General features: G+C 69.5%; 18 protein-coding genes. All 18 read left to right on the top strand.

The genetic code is table 11. The features are described from left to right. Positions 1-1,431, top strand: a 1,431-nt coding sequence (locus tag VKA86_06695) for a polysaccharide biosynthesis protein (GenBank protein ID HKK70886.1), incomplete at its 5' end; no start/stop codon positions are given. A 5-nt stretch (positions 1,432-1,436) separates the two neighbouring features. Beyond that, positions 1,437-2,387 carry a GNAT family N-acetyltransferase gene (locus tag VKA86_06690; GenBank protein HKK70885.1) on the top strand — a complete coding sequence of 317 codons (951 nt, stop codon included), beginning with the start codon at positions 1,437-1,439 and terminating at the stop codon, positions 2,385-2,387. Further along, entirely contained in the window at positions 2,384-3,835 is a 1,452-nt protein-coding gene (locus tag VKA86_06685; protein ID HKK70884.1) for a hypothetical protein, read from the top strand. Before VKA86_06690 ends, VKA86_06685 begins: the two co-directional genes overlap by 4 nt. Before the next feature lie 273 nt (positions 3,836-4,108). Further along, positions 4,109-4,606, top strand: coding sequence for a hypothetical protein (locus VKA86_06680; protein HKK70883.1), 498 nt, complete (start codon positions 4,109-4,111; stop codon positions 4,604-4,606). Positions 4,607-4,837: 231 nt separating this feature from the next. Next, entirely contained in the window at positions 4,838-5,332 is a 495-nt protein-coding gene (locus tag VKA86_06675; protein ID HKK70882.1) for a hypothetical protein, read from the top strand. A gap of 2 nt (positions 5,333-5,334) precedes the next feature. Next, positions 5,335-6,258 (top strand): 16S rRNA (cytosine(1402)-N(4))-methyltransferase RsmH, encoded by a 924-nt coding sequence (gene rsmH, locus VKA86_06670; GenBank protein ID HKK70881.1) that lies wholly within the window; start codon positions 5,335-5,337, stop codon positions 6,256-6,258. Beyond that, on the top strand, positions 6,255-6,677 hold the full coding sequence (locus VKA86_06665) for a hypothetical protein (protein HKK70880.1): 423 nt from the start codon (positions 6,255-6,257) through the stop codon (positions 6,675-6,677). The genes rsmH and VKA86_06665 overlap by 4 nt, the downstream gene beginning before the upstream one ends. Continuing rightward, positions 6,674-8,605, top strand: a complete 1,932-nt coding sequence (locus VKA86_06660) for a penicillin-binding transpeptidase domain-containing protein (GenBank protein HKK70879.1) — start codon at positions 6,674-6,676, stop codon at positions 8,603-8,605. The genes VKA86_06665 and VKA86_06660 overlap by 4 nt, the downstream gene beginning before the upstream one ends. After that, the gene (locus VKA86_06655) at positions 8,602-10,095 is read left to right on the top strand and encodes a UDP-N-acetylmuramoyl-L-alanyl-D-glutamate--2,6-diaminopimelate ligase (protein ID HKK70878.1); all 1,494 of its coding nucleotides are present in this window, start codon (positions 8,602-8,604) and stop codon (positions 10,093-10,095) included. The genes VKA86_06660 and VKA86_06655 overlap by 4 nt, the downstream gene beginning before the upstream one ends. Then, positions 10,092-11,507 (top strand): UDP-N-acetylmuramoyl-tripeptide--D-alanyl-D-alanine ligase, encoded by a 1,416-nt coding sequence (gene murF / locus VKA86_06650; GenBank protein ID HKK70877.1) that lies wholly within the window; start codon positions 10,092-10,094, stop codon positions 11,505-11,507. Before VKA86_06655 ends, murF begins: the two co-directional genes overlap by 4 nt. After that, positions 11,507-12,589, top strand: coding sequence for a phospho-N-acetylmuramoyl-pentapeptide-transferase (mraY, locus tag VKA86_06645; GenBank protein HKK70876.1), 1,083 nt, complete (start codon positions 11,507-11,509; stop codon positions 12,587-12,589). Before murF ends, mraY begins: the two co-directional genes overlap by 1 nt. A gap of 8 nt (positions 12,590-12,597) precedes the next feature. Further along, the gene (gene murD, locus VKA86_06640) at positions 12,598-13,989 is read left to right on the top strand and encodes a UDP-N-acetylmuramoyl-L-alanine--D-glutamate ligase (GenBank protein HKK70875.1); all 1,392 of its coding nucleotides are present in this window, start codon (positions 12,598-12,600) and stop codon (positions 13,987-13,989) included. Beyond that, the gene (locus tag VKA86_06635; GenBank protein HKK70874.1) at positions 13,986-15,134 is read left to right on the top strand and encodes an FtsW/RodA/SpoVE family cell cycle protein; all 1,149 of its coding nucleotides are present in this window, start codon (positions 13,986-13,988) and stop codon (positions 15,132-15,134) included. Before murD ends, VKA86_06635 begins: the two co-directional genes overlap by 4 nt. Beyond that, positions 15,131-16,267 carry an undecaprenyldiphospho-muramoylpentapeptide beta-N-acetylglucosaminyltransferase gene (gene murG, locus VKA86_06630; protein ID HKK70873.1) on the top strand — a complete coding sequence of 379 codons (1,137 nt, stop codon included), beginning with the start codon at positions 15,131-15,133 and terminating at the stop codon, positions 16,265-16,267. Before VKA86_06635 ends, murG begins: the two co-directional genes overlap by 4 nt. Further along, positions 16,264-17,709 carry a UDP-N-acetylmuramate--L-alanine ligase gene (gene murC / locus VKA86_06625; GenBank protein HKK70872.1) on the top strand — a complete coding sequence of 482 codons (1,446 nt, stop codon included), beginning with the start codon at positions 16,264-16,266 and terminating at the stop codon, positions 17,707-17,709. Before murG ends, murC begins: the two co-directional genes overlap by 4 nt. Then, a complete protein-coding gene (locus VKA86_06620) occupies positions 17,706-18,578 on the top strand; it encodes an FtsQ-type POTRA domain-containing protein (GenBank protein ID HKK70871.1) in 873 nt (290 codons plus the stop codon). The genes murC and VKA86_06620 overlap by 4 nt, the downstream gene beginning before the upstream one ends. A 4-nt stretch (positions 18,579-18,582) precedes the next feature. Next, positions 18,583-19,785 (top strand): cell division protein FtsA, encoded by a 1,203-nt coding sequence (ftsA, locus tag VKA86_06615; protein HKK70870.1) that lies wholly within the window; start codon positions 18,583-18,585, stop codon positions 19,783-19,785. Positions 19,786-19,836: 51 nt separating this feature from the next. After that, positions 19,837-21,297 carry a cell division protein FtsZ gene (gene ftsZ, locus VKA86_06610; protein HKK70869.1) on the top strand — a complete coding sequence of 487 codons (1,461 nt, stop codon included), beginning with the start codon at positions 19,837-19,839 and terminating at the stop codon, positions 21,295-21,297. Positions 21,298-21,299 lie beyond the last annotated feature (2 nt).

Below are 21,299 nucleotides of genomic sequence, written 5' to 3'. Positions count from 1 at the left end.
GCGATGATGCGGCGGGTACTGATGGTGGGCGCCGGCGACGCGGCGCGCATGGTGACGCGGGCGCTCCGCGAGGGTCGTCAGGAGTACGGCAGGGAGGTCTGTGGCTTCCTCGACGACGATCCCGCCCTGCACGGTCGCACGATCGAGGGCGCGCCGGTGCTGGGCGACACCTCGGCGATCGCGGATGTCGCGCGGGCGCAACGGGCGGACGAGATCATCCTCTCGATCCCGTCTGCCGAGGGGGCGGTGATCCGGCGCCTGATCTCGCGTGCGCAGAAGGCGCGGATCCCCGTGCGTATCGTGCCCGGGGTGCGCGACATCGTGAAGGGTATCGTGCAGTGGGAGCAGGTGCGCGAGGTCGCACCCGAGGATCTCCTGGGCCGCGAGACCGTCGATCTGCACGAGGGTCCCATCCGCGAGGCCGTCGAGGGACGTGAGGTCCTCGTGACAGGAGCCGGGGGTTCGATCGGCAGCGAGATCTGTCGCCTGCTGGCCGGGTTCCGCCCGCACCGGATCCATCTCCTGGGACGCGGCGAGAACAGCCTCTTCGAGATCGAAGAGGAGCTTCGTGATGCCTTCGACTATCCCGATGGCCACGTCGTGCTCGCCGACGTGCGCGACACCGAGCGCATGCGTCATCTCTCCGGTGAGCTCCGGGCACATGTGGTGGTCCACGCTGCCGCCCACAAGCACGTGCCGCTCATGGAGCAGTATCCCGAGGAAGCGGTGATGGTCAATGTGGTCGGCACCGCGAACACCCTCGAGTTCGCGCGTCGTGTCGGTGCGTCCCGTTTCGTGATGCTCAGCACCGACAAGGCCGTGCGACCACGTAGCGTGATGGGTGCCACGAAGCGCATGGCCGAGATGCTCGTGCAGAACGCCGCCGACGAGGAGCTTCGCGCGGTCGCGGTCCGCTTCGGCAACGTGCTCGGCAGCCGTGGGAGCGTGGTGCCCCTGTTCCAGCGCCAACTGCGTCGTGGCGGCCCCCTGACCGTGACCCATCGTGACGCCACACGCTATTTCATGACGATCAAGGAAGCGGCGATGCTCGTGATCCAGGCCATGGCGTGCGCACAGGGGCGGGAGATCTTCGTCCTGGACATGGGCGAGGCCATCAACATCCACGAGCTCGCGCAGAATCTCGTGGCCCTGGCGGGGCTGGGGGACGACGACGGGGTCCGGATCGTCGAGGTCGGTCTTCGCCCGGGCGAAAAGCTGAACGAGCAGTACCTGGCGGCGACCGACCCGACGGAGGCCGGTCCGCACGAACAGATCCTCGTGGCGCGTCCACCGAGCCCGATCGACTTCGACGGCTCCGCCGGTGTCGCCGAACTCGCCGCGCTGGCCGGGGCCTGTGACCGCGACGCGATCCGACGTCGCTTGGCGGAGATGCTTCCGGACCACGAAGCCCACTCGCCGCTCGGTCGCTGATCGTGGTGGCCGGACTCACACTCGCGGTGGTCGACGTCGTCGACGACGCCGAGTGGGACGAGCTGTCGGGGCGTGATCCTCGTGCCCACGGGTTGTTGCACCCCCGGGCGCTGCGCTGCGTGACGACCGCCGGCTGGCGCCCGCGGTGGTACGAGGTACGGGACTCCGACGGTGGACTCCGGGCGGGTCTGGGCTGTGCCGTGCGCTCGCGCGGTGGACTCCTGACCCTCGTCGCCGGACCGGGCGGATTGTACGGCGGACCCATGGCCGGGCCCGACGACGCCCAGGCGGAGGCCCTGCTCGCAGAGGCCTTCGGGCACCGCGACCGTCTCCGCGTCGTTCATCGTGAACTGGTCTGGGCTCGACGCGAACCGCCTCGGGGCGACTGGTCCGGACTGCAGGCTCTCGATGCCGCGGTTCTCGACGTCGACCCCCATGCATCGTTCGATCGCTTCCTCATGGACGTTGTTCCCAAGAACCGTCGCAACGAGTGCAACCGGAGCGATCGACGCGGCCTGCGCACCGAGGTGCACGCCGACGCGCGGGCGCTCGCCGAGTTCCATCCTCTGTACGTCGAGCGTTGCCGCGAATGGGGGACACCGCCGCTCTCGTTGGAACTGTTGACCACCCTCGTCGACACCGTCGACCAGGCCATGGTGTTCGTGACCCGCGATGCCGATGATCGTCTGATCGGTGCGCACGTGTGTGTCGATCTCGGCGACGAGCTCTTCGCCTGGGTCGGGACCACAGAGCGGCGCAAGGACGTCTTTCCCTCGACCGTTCTCGTGCGTGAGGAAGCGCGATGGTGCCACCGGCACGGCCGGTCGCGGCTCAACCTGGGGAGCAGCATCGGACGGGCCGGCATCGAGCGTTACAAGAAACGGCTGGGTGCGCGGTGGGACCGGCGTTGGATCCTCGACGAGGACCGTCGACCCTGGCGACGGAGGTCGCGATGAATCCTCGCTACGCGCCGTGGGTGGCGTTGCTCCTGTTCCTGGTGCAAGCGCCCGTCTACGCCGACTACGTCACCGACGACAGCTACATCTACGCGCGCTTCGCCGACAACCTGGCCCGTCTCGGAGAGCTCTCGTTCAACCCCGGCGAGCCCGTGCACGCGGCCACCAGTCCGTTGTGGGCGGGACTCGGAGCACTCGGGGTCGTGGCCGGTCTCGAGAGTGTCGAGTGGTTGCGCTGGCTCGGGATCCTCTGCGGAGCGGCGACGGTCTTCGTCCTGGTTCGCATCGCGTCGCGACTGCTGGCGGAGCGGCCGCTCGTGACGTGGGCCGTCACCGCGGTGGTCGCCACCGAGCCGTGGTTGGTGCGTTGGTCCTCGTCCGGGATGGAGACTCCACTGGCGGCACTCCTGGTGGCGCTCGCCCTGGACGCCACGTTGCGACCCGTCGACGCGGTCGCCTGGCGGCGGGCCGCACTCGCGCTCGGTGTCCTGCCGCTCGTGCGGCCCGAGGGACTCCTGCTGTTGGCACTGTTCGGTGTCCACGTCCTGCGGACGCCCCGCGCGCGTACGCGGGGCGACGTGTATCTGCTCGCGGTGCTCCCGTTCGTGGCCTGGGCGGTCTACGCCCTGCCGGTCTACGGGCACGTTCTCCCCGAGACCATGCGGGCCAAGAGCACCCCACTGGGACTGCAGCCCGGCAGGTTCGCGTCCAACCTCCTGGTTCTGGGGCAGGTCTTCGCGGTGGGGGCAGCGATCCCCGCCGTCGTCTGGATCGTCGGTCTGGTACGCCGGCCACGACGTGCCTGGCGACCCGACACCAGCTTCTGGGCCGCACCGATGTGGTGGCAATGGACGGTCGCTCTTCCGGTGGTCTACCTCCTGCGCGACGTCCAGGTCGTCAGCCGATATCTCGAGGTCGTGCTTCCGGCCGTGATCGTCCTCGCCGTGCTCGTGGTCTCCCTCGACTCACGCCGTCGAGTCTGGGTCCACGCCTTCTCGCTGCAGGCCCTGTTGGCGTACGGTCTCACGGTGAGCTGGATCGCACCCAGCGCGAGCGCCTTCGGCGCGACCCTGGAAGAGGGGCTGGGCGACATCGCGGAGCACCTCCGGACCAGGACACCGCCGGAGGCCACGGTGGCGATCTACGACATCGGCCTGGTGGGACACCGTTCCGAACGCCGCGTGATCGACCTCGGCGGTCTGATCCATCCCGAGATCAATGCCCTTCGCGATCGGGTCGACGACTCGACCATTCTGCACGAGGGCCTCTTCCTGGACTTCGAGCGTCCGGACTACCTGGTCGACCGGGCCTACGAGGCCGCCGTTCTCGAGGGCACGGAGATCGGCGACGTCCGGATGCGCGCGTTGCTCTCGCGGCAGGTCGCGAACCTGGGGCTGAGCCGCGGACGGCCCGTGATCTACACGCTGTACGCCGTCGAGGACCGGTGAGTCGCCCGCCACCGGATCCGCGCCCGCCCGCGAGGGCCCTCCCACCGTGTCCCACCCGATCCGCGCCCGCCGGCCGAACCCCGGCGGGCGTCGTCGTTCCGGGCCGTTCGAGCCGTTCTCCGGATTTTGTGATGGTCGCCCGAACAAGGGGTTGACAGCAGCAGTGGGCTCGGGGAGACTGCGTGTGGGCCGAAAAGGGCCAAAAGGGGCAATAAAGGGATTTCATCCATAACTCCATAATAAGACGCTTCTTGGCGTAGATCGAGGGAGTCGATGGACCGCGAGTCGGCGAGCAGGCAGGACGGGGTCGGCCACTTCTACGGCCGTTTCCGCCTCAAGCTCGACGCCAAGGGGCGTCTGACGCTGCCGTCCGTCTACCGTCGGGCGCTGGGAGTCGCCGCCAACGGGGACGAGCCGCGCGACGATTCGCTGCTGGTCCTGCGGAAGGGGCAGCAGGGCTTCGTGCAGGTGATCCCCTACGAGACCTGGGACCGCGTGGTGGAGCAGCAGCGGAGCCAGCGCCAGGTCTCGGGGGCCGACCGGCAGTGGCAGGCCCGTCAGCAGTACAGCTCGGTCGAGATCGCCGGCTTGGATCCGAAGGGGCGTTTGACGGTGCCGCAACCGCTGCTCGAGTCCGCCTCCCTGACCGGTGAGGTGCTCGTGGTCGGCACGCGACAGCTCATGGAGCTATGGGATCCCGACACGTTCTTCCGTCTCGAGAGCGAGGCGGCGCAGGAGGATTCTTCGATCGACGACGCGCTGTACGGCTGAGCCGAGACGCTGCGTCGAACGAAGGGGGATCGTTTCAGGGGAGCCGGGGGTCGCGGACAACGTCCGCGCGGGGTGCGGGTTCGCGGCCCCCGGCAATACTCGACGGTGATCCCGCGCGGTGGCCACGGAGGGTAGCCGCGTGGGGTCATCCGCGGACCGGGATCGGCAACCGGCTCGCGGTCACCGTCACGAGGGAACCATCGGCACGAGGGAACGTCGACGATGCACCAGGTGACCCACCGACAGACGGCCGTGGACTCGAAAGAAGGCGCTCTCGCGACGGCGACCACGTCGTCGTGGACCCACGAGCGCTGGGGCGGATTCCTGCTCACGCGGCAGGCGCCCAACTGGATCCACGCGCGCCTGACGGGTCGATTGAGCGGACGCACGCTGCGCGAGCTCGATCGTCGCGTCCTGCGGGGGCTCTCCTCCCGACACACCCACTTCCTCGGGCTCGACGCGACGCAGCTCCAGCACATTCCGTTGGACGTGGCGCACGATCTGGCCGGGTACGAGCAGCGCTGGCGACAGCGGGGGGTCGTGGCGATCTGGGTCGCCCTCGGTCCCTACCTCGCCAACCTGTTGGTGCTCGCGTGCGGTCATGAACACCGGATCCCCGCTCTCGCCGACGTGGAGACCGCACGCGCCGCCGTGTCGCGCGTGGCCGAGAGTCCACCGTCGGTGGCGCGGGGCCGGCTCGAAGCGCACAGCGACCTCGTGCACTGATCGTGGGTCCGACGCGGCACGTGCCGGTGATGCTCGAGGAGGTCCTCGAGTTCCTCTCTCCGGCTCGCGGCCGCGTGGTTGCCGATCTCACACTGGGCGGAGCGGGGCACGCCCGCGCCCTGCTGGAGGCCGGAGCCACCGTGATCGGATTCGACCGTGACCCCGTCGCCATCGAACGCACCCGTGGGCTCGACGAGGCCCACGGCGACCGCTACGTGGCCGTGCCACGTGATTTCGGCTCGTTCGCCCGTACTCTCGACGAACTCGGACACGACCGTGTGGACGGTGTGTTGATGGATCTCGGACTCTCCAGCGACCAGCTCGACGATCCGCAGCGGGGATTCGCCTTCCGCCTCGAAGGCCCTCTGGACCTGCGCTTCGGTCCCGAGGGCGGCGACCCGGCCTGGCAACGCGTCGAGGCGGCCGATGCCGATACGGTGGAGAGGTGGTTGCGCGAGTACGGCGAGGTCCGCGGGGCGCGCCGCCTCGCCCGGCGGATGGTCGATCGTGCCCGGGCCGGTGAGCTGCGGACGACGACGCAACTGGCCGACCTGGTGCGCTCGACGCTGCCGCGGGGTCGCCGGCCCGAGCCCGAACTGGCGCGCGTCTTCCAGGCCCTGCGGATCGCCGTGAACGACGAGCTGACCCAACTCGAGACGGTGCTGGCCTGCGTCCCCGAGCGCTTGAGGCCTGCCGGTCGTTTCGTCGCGATCAGCTATCACAGTCTCGAGGACCGTCGTGTGAAGCAGATGCTGCGTCGGACCAGCGGTCGTGTGCCGCGGGGGAGCCGGCATCTGCCCGAGCCGCAGACCGAGGAACCGACCATGGTGGAACTCACGCGCAAGCCCGTGTTGCCGGGCGACGAGGAGTTGCGCCGCAATCCGCGCGCGCGTTCGGCGCGCCTGCGGGCGGGGGAGCGGCGATGAAATCGATCACGTCGGGAACACGGGGCCGTTTCGCACGTCGTGCCCGGAGCTTCCTGGGCTCGTTCACCTCGATCACGCTGCTCGTCGTGCTGGTCGTCCTCGTCTGGTCCACCCTGCAGACCCAGCGCCTGGTCGGTCTGCGGCAGCAGGCGGTCGAACTCGAGCAACACGTGGAGCGCGAACGTGTCCTGCGCGACGCGGCCGAGACGCGAGCGTTGCACGCCCGGTCGTACGAGGTGGTCGCCGAGCGCGCGCGTCGCGAACTGGGACTGGTGGACTCGGATCCCGCGCGGCGCTCCTTCGTCGCACTGCCCGCCCCCGTGGAGGAGGCCGGTTCGGGGTTCGTCGAGCGTCTGGCCGACACCATGGACCGCTTCGGACGCGTGCGGGCCTCGCTGGCCGCGGAGCGTGAGCGATGAGTCGACGCTACTCGACCGGGCGCTTCGCCGTCGTCGCGACCGTGTTCGCGCTCGCCTTCGTCGCGTTGCTCGGGCGCTTCGCATGGATCCAGGTCGTCCGTTCCGATCACTGGCGTGCGCGGGCGCAGGTGCGCTCGACCGATGTCGTCGACGAGCCGGCACGCCGTGGGCGCCTGCTCGACCGGTCGGGGCGGGTGCTGGCCGCGACCGAGGAGTGGACGGTGGTGGGCGTGTCCCGACCCACCCGCTGGCGTCGCGAGGGAGACGTCGCACGACTGGCGGCACTGCTCGGATGCACGGTGGAAGAGATCGATCGCCGCTTGCGGCGCGACGTGCGCCATGTCGTGCTCGGTGAATTCCGCATCGACGCTGCCACACGCAAGGAACTGCTCGAGGTCGCGCCGGTCTCCTTCGAACGTCGAGCACGGCGGGTGTACCCGCACGGGGACGTGGCCGTTTCGCTCCTCGGTCTGGTGCGCGAGAGCGGCGACGGTGTCACGGGACTCGAGGCCGTGTTCGACGACGTTCTGTCGGGTGAGCCGGGAAGGGTGCTCGAGCGCCGCGACGCCGCACGCATCGTGCGGGACCGTCGTGTCCTGGAGCCGCCCGTCGACGGTGCCGATCTGCGTCTCACGGTCGACCTGCACGTGCAGGCGATCGTGGAGCGTGAACTGGAGAGCGCGCGGCTCGAGGCCGGAGCGCACCGGGCGCAGGCCATGGTACTCGATCCCTCGACGGGGGACGTGATCGCCCTGGCGCAGACGCCCGCGGATCCCGAACCCCTTCCGGACGATCCGGAGATGAGTCGCTGGCGCGTGATGCCGGCCACCGACGTCTTCGAGCCCGGAAGCGTGTTCAAGCTCTTCACGGCCGCGTCGTTGCTGCGGCGCGGTGTCTGCGACACGTCGACGGTCTTCGACGGCATGCGCGAGCATCCGGACCAGTATCGCAGCAAGAAGGAGTTCCCCGGCGGCTACACGATCCGCGACGTGCACCCGGTGGGACGCGTGTCCCTCCGTCATGCCTTCGCGCGCAGCAGCAACATCGTCTTCGCCACCGCCGCGCTCGAGCTCCTCGAGCGGACCGAGATCCACGACGACTTCCGGGCCTTCGGCTTCGGCGAATATCCCGGCGTGGGCTTCCCCGGCGAGACCGCCGGAATCCTGCGCAGCCCCGACGACCCGCGCTGGTCGAAGCGTACGAAGAGTACGCTGGCGATCGGCCAGGAGGTCGCGGTCAGCCTGCTCCAGCTCGGGGCCGGAGCCGCTGCCGTTCTGGGTGACGGGAACCTGAGACGGCCGCGCTTCGTGAGCACGATCGAACGCACCGACGGGACGGTCGAGTCCCTCCCGCCCGTCGTGCGCCGGCGGGGCGTCGTGGGTGCCGAGGTCACCTCACGTCTCCGCGCCATGACGACCGACGTCGTGGCCACCGACTACGGAACCGGCAGCCGGGCACGAGTTGCCGGCCTCGAGGTCGGGGGCAAGACGGGGACCGCGCAGGTCGCCGAACGGGGCGGCGGCTACATCGACGGGATCTACAATCCGACCTTCATCGGCCTCGCTCCCGCGCGCGATCCGCGACTGGTGATGGTCGTGGTGTTCCATCGCGCGCCCGGTCGGACGGCGACCGGGGGTGGTGTGGCGGCGCCGGTCTTCGCGTCGATCGTGCGCGAGGTCGCGGCGAGCACGAGGCTGCTCGACGAGGGCGTTCGCGAGACCGTGACTCCCGCTGCCATGATCCAGGCACCGCACCTCGTCGGTCGCAGTGTGGCCGAGATCCGCGAACTGGCCGTGCGTGCCTCCTGGGGAGAGTCCCTGGGGAGTCTTCCCGAACAGGGATCGGTCGTGGCGCAGATTCCACCCCCGGGCACGCCCATGCGTCCGGGCGCGCGGATCCAGGTCGCCTTCGGTCGGGAGGGACGATGACCGATCGTCTGCGCGATCTGATCGAGGGATTCGATCACCGGATCATCGGCGATCCCGACGTGGCGATCCACGACGTCACGTCCGACAGCCGTCGCGTCGGGCCGGGAAGTGCCTTCGTGGCCGTACGAGGATCGCAGGTCGACGGCCACGCCTTCCTCTCCGGCGCCGTCGAGGCGGGCGCGAGCGCGGTCGTGGTCGACACGGCCGGTGCGATCGGACTCGAACTCGGCGAAGAAGTGACCCGGGTGGTCGTCGAGGACTCCCGTGCCGCACTCGGTCACATGGTCCGTCGTCGCTCCGGTCATCCGGACCGCGCGTTGACCGTGGTCGCGGTCACCGGGACGAACGGGAAGACCACGGTCAGTCATCTCGTGAGGGATCTCCTCGATCAAACGGGGCGTCGCTGTGGCCTGATCGGGACGATCCGCTACGACGTACTCGACCGCGAGTACGCCGCGCCCCTGACCACACCCGCGCCCGAGGAACTGCTGCCGTTGCTCGCGACCATCCGCGACCACGGTGGCCAAGCGGTGTCGATGGAGGCCAGCAGCCATGCCCTCGACCAGCGCCGTCTGGCGGGAATCGAGGTCGACGTGGCGGCGTTCACGAACCTCTCGCACGAACACCTCGACTACCACGGCGACCTCGAGTCCTACTTCGCGGCGAAGCGTCGCCTGCTCGCCCATCTCGATCAGCCCGGGCGCGAGAAGCCGGCCGGGCATGCGGTCGTGTACGCCGATGATCCGTTCCTGGGTGTTCGCGAATGGCCCTCCGACGCCATCCGTGTCGGGACCGGCAACGATTGCCGAGTCCGTGCACGCTCGATCCGCTGCGACGCCGAGGGAATCACCCTCGACGTGGAACTCGATGGTGTCGAACATCGTCTGAGCAGCGTTCTGCTCGGTGATTACAACGCGGCGAACCTGCTGGTCGTGGCCGGGATCGGGACCGCGCTCGGGATCGCACCCGCCGATCTGGCCGCGTCCTTCCCCGCGCTCCGCCCCGTGCCCGGGCGGTTGGAGCCCGTGGAGCTCGAGGGCGGTCCCCAGGTGCTGATCGACTACGCCCACACGCCGGAGGGCATGCGGAGCGCACTGGACACGGTGCGCTCGATCGTCGACGGGAGGCTGTTCGTGGTCTTCGGGTGCGGTGGTGACCGCGACCGCGCCAAACGCCCGGCCATGGCGTCGATCGCGGTCGAGCGCGCCGACCGGGTCGTCCTCACGCTGGACAACCCGCGGACCGAGGATCCCGCGCGGATCTTCGCCGACGCCGAGCCGGGGTTCGCCGCGGCGCCGGAGCGGGCGCGGCGCATCGACGACCGCGCCGACGCCGTCGCCGAGGTGCTGCGCGAAGCCGGGCCGGCGGACACCGTCCTGATCTGCGGCAAGGGGCACGAGACCTACCAGATCGTCGGCACCGAGAAGATCCCCTGGGACGATCGCGTGGTCCTCCGGGACGTGTGGCGCGAGATCGGAGACGCGCGATGAGTTTCGACCTGCGCGAGCTGGTCGCCTGGTGGCGCGACGCCGGGATCGACGTCGTCGTGCGCGATGCGGCCGGAGCCCGTATCGAACCGCCCGCGCGCGTCCTCGCGCGCGCCGCCTACGACCACCGCCTCTGCGACACCGACACCATGTTCTGCGCGGTGCAGGGCGAGTCGACGCACGGCGTCCGCTTCCTCCGCGACGCCTTCGTGGCCGGCGTGCCGGTGGCGTTGGTCGAAGGCCGGGCACCGTTCCACGACGAGGTGAACGGCGTGGTGGTCGAGGTGCCCGACGCCAGGATCGCCCTGGCCACCGCGGCGACGCAGTGGTTGCGCGCGCACGACCCCGTGGTCGTGGGCATCACCGGGAGCAACGGCAAGACCACGACCAAGGACTTCCTCGCAGCTGCGCTCGCGGGTGATCGAGTTGCCGCCGCCAGCCCCGGCAATCTCAACAGTCGCTGGGGCATGCCCGCGGCGATCCTGGGTTTCTCGGGCGACGAGGACGTGCTCGTGCTCGAGATGGGGGCGTCGGGTCCCGATGAGATCGGTCGTCTGGCGCAGATCGCATCGCCGTGGATGGGGTGCATCACGAACGTCGCGCCGGCGCACCTGGAATTCTTCGGTAGTGTCGACGAGGTCGCACGGACCAAGGGTCAGCTGATCGAGGCGCTGCCCTCGAACGGAGTCGCGGTGTTGAACCGCGACGATCCGCGTTTCGAATCGTTGCGCGCCCGTAGTGGCGCCCAGAACGTGATCTCCTTCGGGGCGGATCCGACGGCGGACCTCCGCGTGGAGCGGGCCGAGAGTGTCGACGACGGCATCGCCGTACGCATCGGAGGGGTCGAGGGAGTGCTGCCGGTGTTCGGGACGGTGAACGCCGACAACGCAGCAGCAGCCATGGCCATGGCCGAGGCCCTCGGTGTTCGTCGTGAGGACGCACTCGAGCGTCTTGCCGCAGCATCGCTGTCGCCGCATCGGAGCCGCCGACTCCAGGCGGCCGGGAGGACCCTGATCGACGACAGCTACAACGCGAATCCCGCCAGCGTGCGCGAGGCCCTGGGAAGCCTCGCCGCCACCCGGGCCGTGCGGCGTGTCGTCGTACTGGGCGAGATGGCCGAACTCGGTCCCGACGCGGTGCCCATGCACCGCGAGGTCCTGGGCGTCGCTCTGGAGTCGGGGCTCGACCGAGTCGTGGTGATCGGGGACTCCTACGCCGCCGCCGCCGTTGGCGCGGAGGACGCGCGCATCGTCCGCTTCGATCGTCAGGAGCCCGCGGAGATCGCCGCCTGGTTGGACGCAGCGACCGATGAAGGCGATGCCGTTCTGTTCAAGGGTAGTCGCAGTGGAGCACTCGAGCGGATCCTCGACGCATTCGTCGAACGCGTCGCCGGTCCCACGAAGGGGGACGACTGATGTTCCACGTGTTCGTCGAGCAGCTCGTGGACCTGTGGAGTCCCTTCAATGTGTTCCGGTACATCACGTTCCGCAGCGCCTACGCCACGCTCACGGCCCTGCTCATCTGCTTCTTCTTCGGCAACTGGACCATTCGGATGCTGCGCGAGAAGCAGATCGGCGAGAGCATCCGCGAAGAGGGCCCCGAGCATCACCGGTCGAAGGCGGGCACGCCCACCATGGGCGGTCTGCTCATCGTGGCCGCGATCGTGATCCCCGTGCTGTTGTGGGGTGATCTGCGGAGTCAGCCGGTGATCATGGCGCTGGCCGCGACCCTGTACATGGGCCTGCTCGGCTTCCTCGACGACTACTTCAAGCTGCGCCGGCACAAGTCGGGGTTGAGTGGGCGCTGGAAGTTGCTCTTCCAGGCACTCTTCGGTCTGGTCGTGGGCTACTGGATCATGCGCCAGCCCGAGTTCGGTCCGATGGCCACGAAGACCACCGTGCCCTTCCTGGCCGAGATCACGCTGGACTGGGGATGGCTGTACCTGCCTCTGGCGGTGCTCGTGTTCTCGGGAACGACGAATGCGGTGAACCTGGCCGACGGCCTCGACGGTCTGGCGGTGGGTTTGTGTCTGTTCTGCTTCATCGCCTACGCCGGCCTGGGTTACGTGACCGGCAACGCCGTCTTCGCGGACTACCTGCGGATTCCGTTCATCCCCGGGGTCGGCGAACTGGCCGTGTTCGCAACGGCCACGGTCGGCGCCTGCCTCGGCTTCCTCTGGTACAACAGTCATCCGGCCCAGGTCTTCATGGGCGACACGGGATCGATGGCACTCGGTGGCGCTCTGGCCTCGCTGGCACTGTTGACCAAGCACGAACTGCTGCTGGTGATCGTCGGCGGTGTCTTCGTGGCCGAGGCTGCGAGCACCTTCATCCAGGTCGTCAGCTACAAGATGCGTGGCAAGCGCGTGTTCAAGATGGCTCCGCTCCATCACCACTTCGAGCTGCTGGGGTGGAGCGAGACCAAGGTCGTCATCCGATTCTGGATCGTCGGCGCCATGTTGGCGCTGTTGACGATCAGCACCCTCAAGATCCGCTAGGAGCGACGGTGACGTCGAAGGTCCTGCCCGCGCACGAAGCCTGGACGGACACCGTGGTCGGTGTGCTCGGTCTGGGACGCTCCGGACGCGGCGCGGTGGCGCTGCTCGAGCGCCACGGTGCGCAGGCGATCGCCTTCGACGACCGTTCGCCCGCGGATCTCCCCGGTGACGTGGTGGCCGAACTGGCCGAGTGGGGGGTGGAGTTCCGTGCCGCGCGCGACGACGTGCGCGGCACGGTCTCCGTCCTCGACGCGCTCGTCGTCAGTCCCGGCGTGCCGTCCGAGCATCCGCTGGTGCGCGCCGCCGAGCAGCGCGGCACCTCGGTGATCGGAGAACTCGAACTCGCCTCGCGCCGTGCCCGCGGCCGGATCCTGGCCGTGACCGGCACCAACGGCAAGAGCACCACCGTGAGTCTCGTCCACGCGATCCTTCGGCAGGCCGGACACGATGCGGTCCTCGTGGGCAACATCGGCACCGCCGTGAGCGATCACGTGGAAGAGGTCGACGAGAACGGCCTGCTCGTGATCGAGTGCAGTAGCTTCCAACTCGAGCGGGTGGAACACTTCGCGCCGGCCGTGGCCGCGGTGCTGAACCTGGCTCCCGATCATCTCGATCGCTACCCGTCCTTCGAGGCCTACGGTGAGGCCAAGCGCAACATCCTCCGTGCGTCCACGCCCTCCACTGCCTACGTGTATCCGGTGGACCAGGCGCCCATGAACCAGTGGGCCGAGGACACGCCGGCCCGGCGCGCCGGATTCGCCCGGGATCGCGCCGAGAACACGGTGACATGGATCGAAGACGGCTGGATCGTGCGTCGCTCGGAAGCAGGGCCCGAGCGCGTGCTCGCGCTCGACACCATCCCGCTGGTCGGAGGCCACAACCAGATGAACGTCCTCGCGGCGGTCGCGATGGTCCACGATCTCGATCTCGATCCCGGCGGGATCGCCGAGGCGGTCGCAGGTTTCCGGGGTCTTCCCCACCGTGCGGTGACCGTGGACACCGATGACGGACGCACCTGGATCGACGACAGCAAGGCCACGAACGTGCACGCGGCGACCGCCACTCTGCGCGGGCTGAGCGGTCGAGTGGTCGCGCTCTTCGGCGGACGCGGCAAGGGCGAGGACTACACACCCCTGGCCGATCATTCCGATCGACTCCGGGTCGCGGTGTGCTTCGGCGAGGAAGGTCAGGTGGTGGCCGAGGCGATCGGTGACCGGGTTCGGTGCATCACGTGTGCGGACATGCGGACCGCCCTCTCCCGGGCCTGCCAACTGGCCGAGGTCGGCGACACGGTTCTCCTGAGTCCGGCCTGCGCGAGCTTCGACGAATTCGGCAGCTTCGCCGAGCGCGGTGAGGTCTTCCAGGAGTGGGTCCGCACGCACGTGGGAGGTGCGTCGTGAGTTCGTGGCTGGCCGAGTTCGACCGTCGGATCGTCGTGTTGGTGGCGTCGCTGCTGGTGCTCGGCGCGGTGCTCGTCCACGGCGCGAGTGCGTACGATCCCGGGACCGCCGATCCGGGATCCGTGGGTGCTCTGCCCGCGCATCTGGTGCGCATCGGTGTGGCGCTGGTCGCCTGCCTGTTCGTGTCGCAGATCGACTACCGGCTGGTGGCGCGGTACGCCGAGGTGGGGGTCGTCCTCTCGGTCGCCGCCCTCCTGATGGTCGAGTTCGGGGCCTTCGCCTTCGGCAACGCCGGCATCGATCGCTGGCTCGACATAGCCGGTGTGCCCTTCCAGCCCGCCGAGTTCGCCAAGATCTTCCTGGTGCTGGCCCTTCCGTCCTGGATCGATCGCGATCCGGGTCGTCTGCGGGGCCCCCTGCGTTCGTGGGCGCCGATCGTGGCGATGCCGTTGGTGGTCGGAGGACTCATCGCCGCCCAACCGAACTTCGGCAGCGCGCTGGCCCTGTGTCTGATCGTCGCCACGATCCTCTGGGTCGGCGGAATGCCACTGCGCTGGGTGACGGCGGGCGCAACGGCGATCGTGGGGGCGGCGTGGCTCGCGTTCACGCACTACCCGAAGCTGATCACCCGCGCCGAGGCGTGGCGGAACGTCTTCCTGCGCGAACAGACCGCGCTCGACGCCGACTTCCAGTCCTTCCACGCGGTCATGGGTATGGGCAACGGTGGACTGTTCGGCGTGCGCGCCGGTGAGGGCATCACGCGTTTCGCCTTCGTGCCCGAGTCCGACACGGACTTCGTGTTCGCCATTGCGGGCGAGCAGTTCGGGTTCGTGGGCGTGGTGCTGGTGGTCCTCGCGTTCGGATTCCTGGTCGCGCGCGGGCTGAAGGTCGCGCATGCCGCGCGGGACGGACACGCCTATCTCACGGCCGTTGCCGTGTCGACGATGATCGGTGTCTACGCGTTCCTGAACCTTGCGATGGTCAGCAGTCTCGTGCCGGTCATGGGTCTACCGCTTCCCTTCGTCAGCTGGGGCGGAACGGCGTTGCTCACGAACATGATCGGCGTGGGCGTACTGCTGAACGTTGCTCGTTCGGTGCGGCGTCCCCGCCGCGTGGACGCCCGGTGGCAGGGGGCGCGCGCATGAGTGTACGTGTTCTCATGGTGGGGGGTGGCACCGGCGGGCACGTGTACCCCGCGGTCGCGATCGCGGAGGCCCTGCAACGGCTCGCACCCCGGACCTCGATCCGTTTCGTCGGTGGTCGTCGGGGGATCGAGGGGCGGTTGGTCCCCGAACACGGTTTCCGCCTGCACCGATATCCCGCGGCAGGGCTGCGTGGCCTGGGCCTGGCCGGAGCCCTGCGATTCGCGGTGGCCTTCGGCGTGGCGTCGGCGCTCTCGTTGGCCCTGGTGATGCGGTGGCGTCCCGATCTGGTGATCGCCACCGGCGGCTACGCGAGCGCCGCGCCGGCCGTCGTGGCCGCGTTGCTCGGCGTGCCGCTCTGGCTGCAGGAACAGAACTCGGCTCCGGGTTCCACCAACCGGATCCTGGCCCGTTTCGCCGAGCGCGCCTATGTCGCCTTCGCCCCGGCGCGCGCCCCACTGAGTGCGGCGCGGGAGATCTCCGACGCCCCGAATCCCGTGCGGGCCTCTGTGCGCGAGAGCCATGGTGTCGCCCCGAGCGAGTCCGACTACGCCCGCTTCGATCTACGCCCGGACCGCCCCACGCTGCTCGTCTTCGGCGGCAGTCGGGGAGCGGCCACGCTGAACCGCGCCGTGGCCGAGGGATGGCCGCGTCTGCGCGACGAAACCGCATGGCAGGTCCTGCTCCAGACGGGTGAGCAGGATCTCGAGAGCACCCGCGCTGTCGTCAACCGCGCTCAGGACGACGCCCTACGGGCGCGGGTGCTCTCGTACATCGACGACATGGCGGCGGCGTACCGGATCGCCGATCTGGTGGTGTGCCGGGCGGGGGCACTCACGCTGGCCGAGCTGGCCGCCGTCGGTCGTCCGTCGCTTCTCGTTCCCTTTCCCCACGCGACCGACGACCACCAGCGACGCAACGCCGAGGTGCTGGCCGAGGCGGGTGCGGCGCGTTGGGTGGACGATGCGGAGTTCGACGGAGAACGACTGGTCGACGAAGTCGTCGCTCTCGGCGAGGATGCCGACACGTTGGCCACGATGGCCGCCGCGGCCCGTCATTGGGGTGGCGAGACCGACGGAGCCGAGACCATTGCGCGCGACGCACTCACGCGGATCGAAGGGAAGAGGGGTCGATGAACTGGGAGGCACGTGGACAACAGGACGACACGACGGCGGTCGGACCCTTTCGCCTGGTCGAGCGGATCCATTTCGTGGCGATCGGCGGCGTGGGGATGAGTGGGATCGCCGAGGTCCTGTTGCAACTCGGCTTCTCCGTGTCGGGCAGTGACATCACACGATCGGCGAACGTGGAACGATTGCAGACCCTCGGGGCCGAGGTGCACCTGGGTCACGACGCCGCGAACCTGGGCGATGCCGAGGTCGTCGTCTTCAGCTCGGCCGTGCCTCGCAACAACCCGGAACTCGTCGCCGCACGTGAGCGCGGCATTCCCGTGATCCGTCGCGCCGAGATGCTGGCCGAACTCATGCGTTTGAAGCACGGGGTGGCCGTGGCCGGCTCGCACGGCAAGACCACCACTTCGAGTCTGGTGGCCACGGTGCTGCACGGCGGCGGACTCGACCCCACGGTCATCGTGGGTGGCCGACTGCTCGCGCTGGCGAGTACGGCCACGTTGGGCAAGGGAGACTACCTGGTCGCCGAGGCCGACGAGAGCGACGGCACCTTCCTGCGCCTGTCACCCACGATCGCCGTGGTGACCAACGTCGATCGCGAACACCTCGACCACTACAAGGACATGGACGCGATCCGTCAGGCCTTCGTGGATTTCATGGATCGCGTGCCCTTCTACGGCAAGGTCATCGCGTGTGCCGACGACCCCGAGCTCGCACGCCTCTTGCCGCGGGTCCGTTGGCCGGCGATCACCTACGGGACGGCCGAGGGCGTCGACGTCCGTGTCCAGGTGGCCGGCACCGACGCGCTGGGCACGACCATCCGCCTGTGGCACCAGGAAGTGGAGATGGGTAGCTGCCGGTTACCTCTCTTCGGTGCGCACAATGCACTCAACGCCGCGGGCGCCGTGGCCTGCGGCCTGGAGCTGGGCCTGGACTTCGATCGCATCGCCGGAGCCCTCGAAGGATTCCGCGGCGTGGGACGTCGGCTCGAGATGAAGGGCGAGGTCGACGACGTCCTGGTCGTCGACGACTACGGGCACCATCCCACCGAACTCTCGGTCACCCTTCGCGCCCTGCGTTCCAACTTCCCCGACCGGCGTCTCGTCGTGGTGTTCCAACCGCATCGCTTCACGCGCACGCGTGATCACCACGCCGAGTTCGCCGACGTGCTCGCCCAGGCCGACGTCGTGGGACTGCTGCCGATCTACCCTGCGAGCGAAACACCGATCGTCGGTGTGGACAGCGACCTCATCACCTCGCGCCTGCGCGACGATCACGGCGTGCGCACACGCTCCCTGGTCGGCGTGGACGACGCATGTGACTGGGCGTGCGAGGAAGCGCGCCCCGGGGATCTGTGGCTCACGCAGGGAGCCGGGGACATTGCACGCCTCGCCGACCCGCTCCTGCAGCGACTGCGCCGGGACCGAGCGGAAGGAACGGACGCATGACCCGTGTTCACCGCGTGGATCGACTGATGCACCGCAATCGTCTTCGCAACGCGCGGGCGAAGCCGCGCACGAAGCTCGTCGGCACCGATGGTGCGCCGTTGCGCGCGCGCCGCGAGCACCGACGTCGTGACGGGTGGACGGTGCGGCTCGCACGTCTGGCCCTCGTGACGTCGATCGTCGTCTTCGGCCTGGGTCTGTGGAATCAGCGGGTGCTCGAGGTCGACGTGACTGGTGTGGCCATCGCGGACCGGGACGCCGTCGAAGCCGTCGCCGCCGAGCTCGAGGGCCGCCGATGGATCGATCCGGGTGCCGAGGACGTGCGAGCCGACGCGGAAGCCCTGGCCTGGGTCCGCGTGGTCGACGTCGTGCGCCGTCTGCCGGCCGGCATCACGCTGCGCGTCGAGGAGTCCTCGCCCGTGGCCTGGACCGATGTCGACGGGGCGCGATGGGGTGTGGATGCCGAAGGCCGGGTGGCGCCACTCCCTTCGTCGGTGATCGTTCACGGAATGCCGCGGGTCGAGGGATTGGTCGGCGCGAACGGTGTCGTGCGCGACGCCGCGCGTCAGCGCCTCGGTCGTCTCCTGTCCGCCGTGCGCGAGGGCGGCTGGCCCTTCGACGCCGGACTCGCGAGCATCGCCCTGGGGCCGCGGGACGGCATCGCACTGCGCACGAACGACGCCATCGAGGTCTGGTTGGGCCCGCAGGGTACGGCCGAGCAACTGCGCGTGGCCGCCGTTGCCTGGGACCATCTCGACCCCTCGCCCGGCGATCGTCTGGACCTGCGCTTCGAGCGCCAGGCCGTTCTCACCCGCGCCGCGGACCGCCCCGCGGCCGATCGAAGCCGGGACGACCCTCCCGCCGGAGGTTGAGCGCATGTACGAATCCGACCCCGACACCGTCACGACGCTCGACCTCGGAGCCTCGCGCTTCCGTGCCGTGGTCGCCGACGTCTCCGGCGAGGTCACGCCGATGGGGTGGGCGTCCCGTCCCGCGATGGGCACGCGCCGTGGAGAGGTCGTCGACCTGCCCGCCACGGCGACCGCCGTGCGCGAGTTGTTGCACGAGGTGTGGACGCGCGCCGACGTGGATCCCCAGCCCGTGCACCTGACCGTGGGCGGGGAGCACGTGCACAGTCTCGACAGCCGGGGATCGGTGGCCCTGGGGTCGACGGGCGCGAAGGTCCGTTCCCAGCATCTCCATTCGCTGCTCGAGCAGGTACGTTCGATGGACGTCCCCTTCGACCGCATGATCCTGCACTGCCTGCCGGTGGGTTACGCCGTCGACGATCGGACCGGCATCGAGAACCCGGTGGGCATGGTGGGCACGCGGGTCGCGTTGGAGGCACACGTGATCACGGCGGAACAATCACGTCTCGGATCCGTGCAGCAGGCCGTGGAACGCGCGGACGCCGACATCGCGGGTCACGTCTTCGCGGCTTGCGCCAGCGGCGATTACCTCGTCAGTGAGGACGAACGGAACGGAGGGTGTCTCGCCATCGACATCGGGGCCGAGACCACCCACTTCGCGCTCTACTGCCGAGGCCGCCTGCGGCGGAGCGGTGCGGTGCCGGTGGGTGGCAACCACGTGACGCGCGACGTGGCGTGGGGTCTCGAGGTCGACGAGCGCATGGCGGAGCGTCTCAAGCGGCGCTGGGGGACGGCTCTGCGTACGGTCGGGGTCGGCTCGACCGCGGACGACGGTACGAATCCGCCCGACGAGGTCGTGGCGCGGCTCGCGGCGATCTGCGAGGCCCGCCAGCAGGAGCTCATGGAACTTGTTGCACAGGGACTCCAGTGGGGTATAACGAGACCGGCGTTGGCATCCGGGATCGTCCTCACGGGGGGCGGCTCCCGACTCCGTGGCTCCGACGCCCTGGCCGAACAGGTGTTCGGCACGCGCACCGAGTGCCGCCGGTCCACGCCCGACGACACCGATGTCGAGCCCGACAGCTGGGCCCAGGCCTTCGGCGCCGCCCGATTCGTGGCGGCGGGAGGCCCCCGGCGTGAGACGGTCGAGACGTCCGGATCCGGCGGCTTCTGGGGCGCCGTCCAGGGGTGGATCAGTCATCTCGTCTGAAGCATCCCCACGCATCCGGACGCGTCATCGCCCGAGGACGAAGGAGCTCACATGAAGCTGCAGTTCGAAGAGGAATTCTCCGGGCAGGCCCGGATCCGGGTCGCCGGCGTCGGCGGCGCGGGTGGCAACGCCGTGAACGGCATGGTCGACTCGGGACTGACCGGGGTCGAGTTCATCGCGGTCAACACCGATGCCCAGGCCCTTCAGGAGAGCGCGGCGACCACGCGCATCCAGATCGGGACGCAGGTCACGCGTGGCCTCGGGAGTGGTGGCGACCCCCGCGTGGGCTCGCGGGCCATGGAGGAGGACTCCTCGCAGGTCGCCGAGGCCCTCAACGGCTCGGACATGGTCTTCGTCACGGCCGGCATGGGCGGAGGCACCGGAACCGGTGCCGCTCCGTCGGTCGCGCGCGTGGCTCGTGAGCTGGGCGCGCTGGTGGTGGGCATCGTCACCCTGCCCTTCACCTTCGAGGGCCGCAAGCGCGGGGGGCAGGCGACGGACGGGCTCGAGGAACTGCGCGAAGAGGTCGACACGATCATCGTGATCCCCAACGACCGCCTGCTGAAGGTGGTCCCGGCGGGAACACCCCTGCTCGAAGCCTTCCGTGTCGCCGACAACGTCCTGTATCAGGCCACGAAGGGCATCAGTGACCTGATCACAGTGCCGGGGCTGGTGAACCTCGACTTCGCCGACGTCCGCAGCATCATGGCGGGCATGGGCGACGCGATCATGGGCAGTGGCCACGCGCGGGGCGAGAGCAGAGCGGTGGAGGCCGCGAGTGCGGCCATCAGCAGTCCTCTGCTCGAGGACGTCGACGTCCGCGGAGCGCAGGGCGTGCTGGTGAACATCACCGGCGGGCACGACATGAGCCTGCACGAGGTGAGTGAGGTCACGAACATCGTGCAGGAGGCCGTCGGTGCCGACGCGAACATGATCTTTGGTGCGGTGATCGACGGCGACGCCGAGGACGACCTGCGCGTCACCGTCATCGCCACCGGTTTCGGCAACATGGCCGAGCAGCCGCGCGGCATCACCGCCGAGCGTTCGACCCGCGGCGCCACCGCGCGACGGGAAGACTCCGAACCCCGAGCGGCCGCGGCGTCCTTCGGTGCGAGCCCCCGTCGGGAGCCTCGGCCGGCCCCGCGGCCAGCCCCGCGGGAAGAGACCTTCGCCGAATCGCCCGAGCCGACACCCGTCGACGCACCGCGCTCCGAACCCGATCGTACACCGTTGCGGGCCATGGAAGCCGCCGACGGAGATACCCCGGAACCGAAGGGGGAGACCCGCCGAGACGCCGCCGATGCCGAGAGGGCTCGTCGCGAGGAGGGTATCCGCCGCCTGCTGGATCCCTCCGAGACCCCGGCACCACGCGCCTTCGGCGATCGGGGACAGTCCCGCCGGAGCACCGAAGGCGGATCGAACGGAGAGGGCGAGAGCGAGGGTCAGGGCGGGCGACTGCCGAACCGCGACGATCTCGATCTGCCGACTTTCCTCCGCCGTCTGCGTGACTGATC

The sequence above is a fragment of the Candidatus Krumholzibacteriia bacterium genome (assembly GCA_035268685.1).
Taxonomy (GTDB): domain Bacteria; phylum Krumholzibacteriota; class Krumholzibacteriia; order JAJRXK01; family JAJRXK01; genus JAJRXK01.
The sequence above is the reverse complement of the archived record's forward strand: the minus strand, read 5'-3'. Positions and strand labels throughout refer to the sequence as shown.

Excerpts from the sequence above, each read along its gene's own strand:
- VKA86_06620 (HKK70871.1), top strand. The coding sequence starts at position 17,706 with ATGACCCGTGTTCACCGCGTGGATCGACTGATGCACCGCAATCGTCTT.
- ftsZ (HKK70869.1), top strand. The coding sequence starts at position 19,837 with ATGAAGCTGCAGTTCGAAGAGGAATTCTCCGGGCAGGCCCGGATCCGG.
- murC (HKK70872.1), top strand. The coding sequence starts at position 16,264 with ATGAACTGGGAGGCACGTGGACAACAGGACGACACGACGGCGGTCGGA.
- VKA86_06665 (HKK70880.1), top strand. The coding sequence starts at position 6,255 with ATGAAATCGATCACGTCGGGAACACGGGGCCGTTTCGCACGTCGTGCC.
- VKA86_06655 (HKK70878.1), top strand. The coding sequence starts at position 8,602 with ATGACCGATCGTCTGCGCGATCTGATCGAGGGATTCGATCACCGGATC.
- mraY (HKK70876.1), top strand. The coding sequence starts at position 11,507 with ATGTTCCACGTGTTCGTCGAGCAGCTCGTGGACCTGTGGAGTCCCTTC.
- ftsA (HKK70870.1), top strand. The coding sequence starts at position 18,583 with ATGTACGAATCCGACCCCGACACCGTCACGACGCTCGACCTCGGAGCC.
- VKA86_06685 (HKK70884.1), top strand. The coding sequence starts at position 2,384 with ATGAATCCTCGCTACGCGCCGTGGGTGGCGTTGCTCCTGTTCCTGGTG.
- murF (HKK70877.1), top strand. The coding sequence starts at position 10,092 with ATGAGTTTCGACCTGCGCGAGCTGGTCGCCTGGTGGCGCGACGCCGGG.
- murG (HKK70873.1), top strand. The coding sequence starts at position 15,131 with ATGAGTGTACGTGTTCTCATGGTGGGGGGTGGCACCGGCGGGCACGTG.
- VKA86_06660 (HKK70879.1), top strand. The coding sequence starts at position 6,674 with ATGAGTCGACGCTACTCGACCGGGCGCTTCGCCGTCGTCGCGACCGTG.
- VKA86_06680 (HKK70883.1), top strand. The coding sequence starts at position 4,109 with ATGGACCGCGAGTCGGCGAGCAGGCAGGACGGGGTCGGCCACTTCTAC.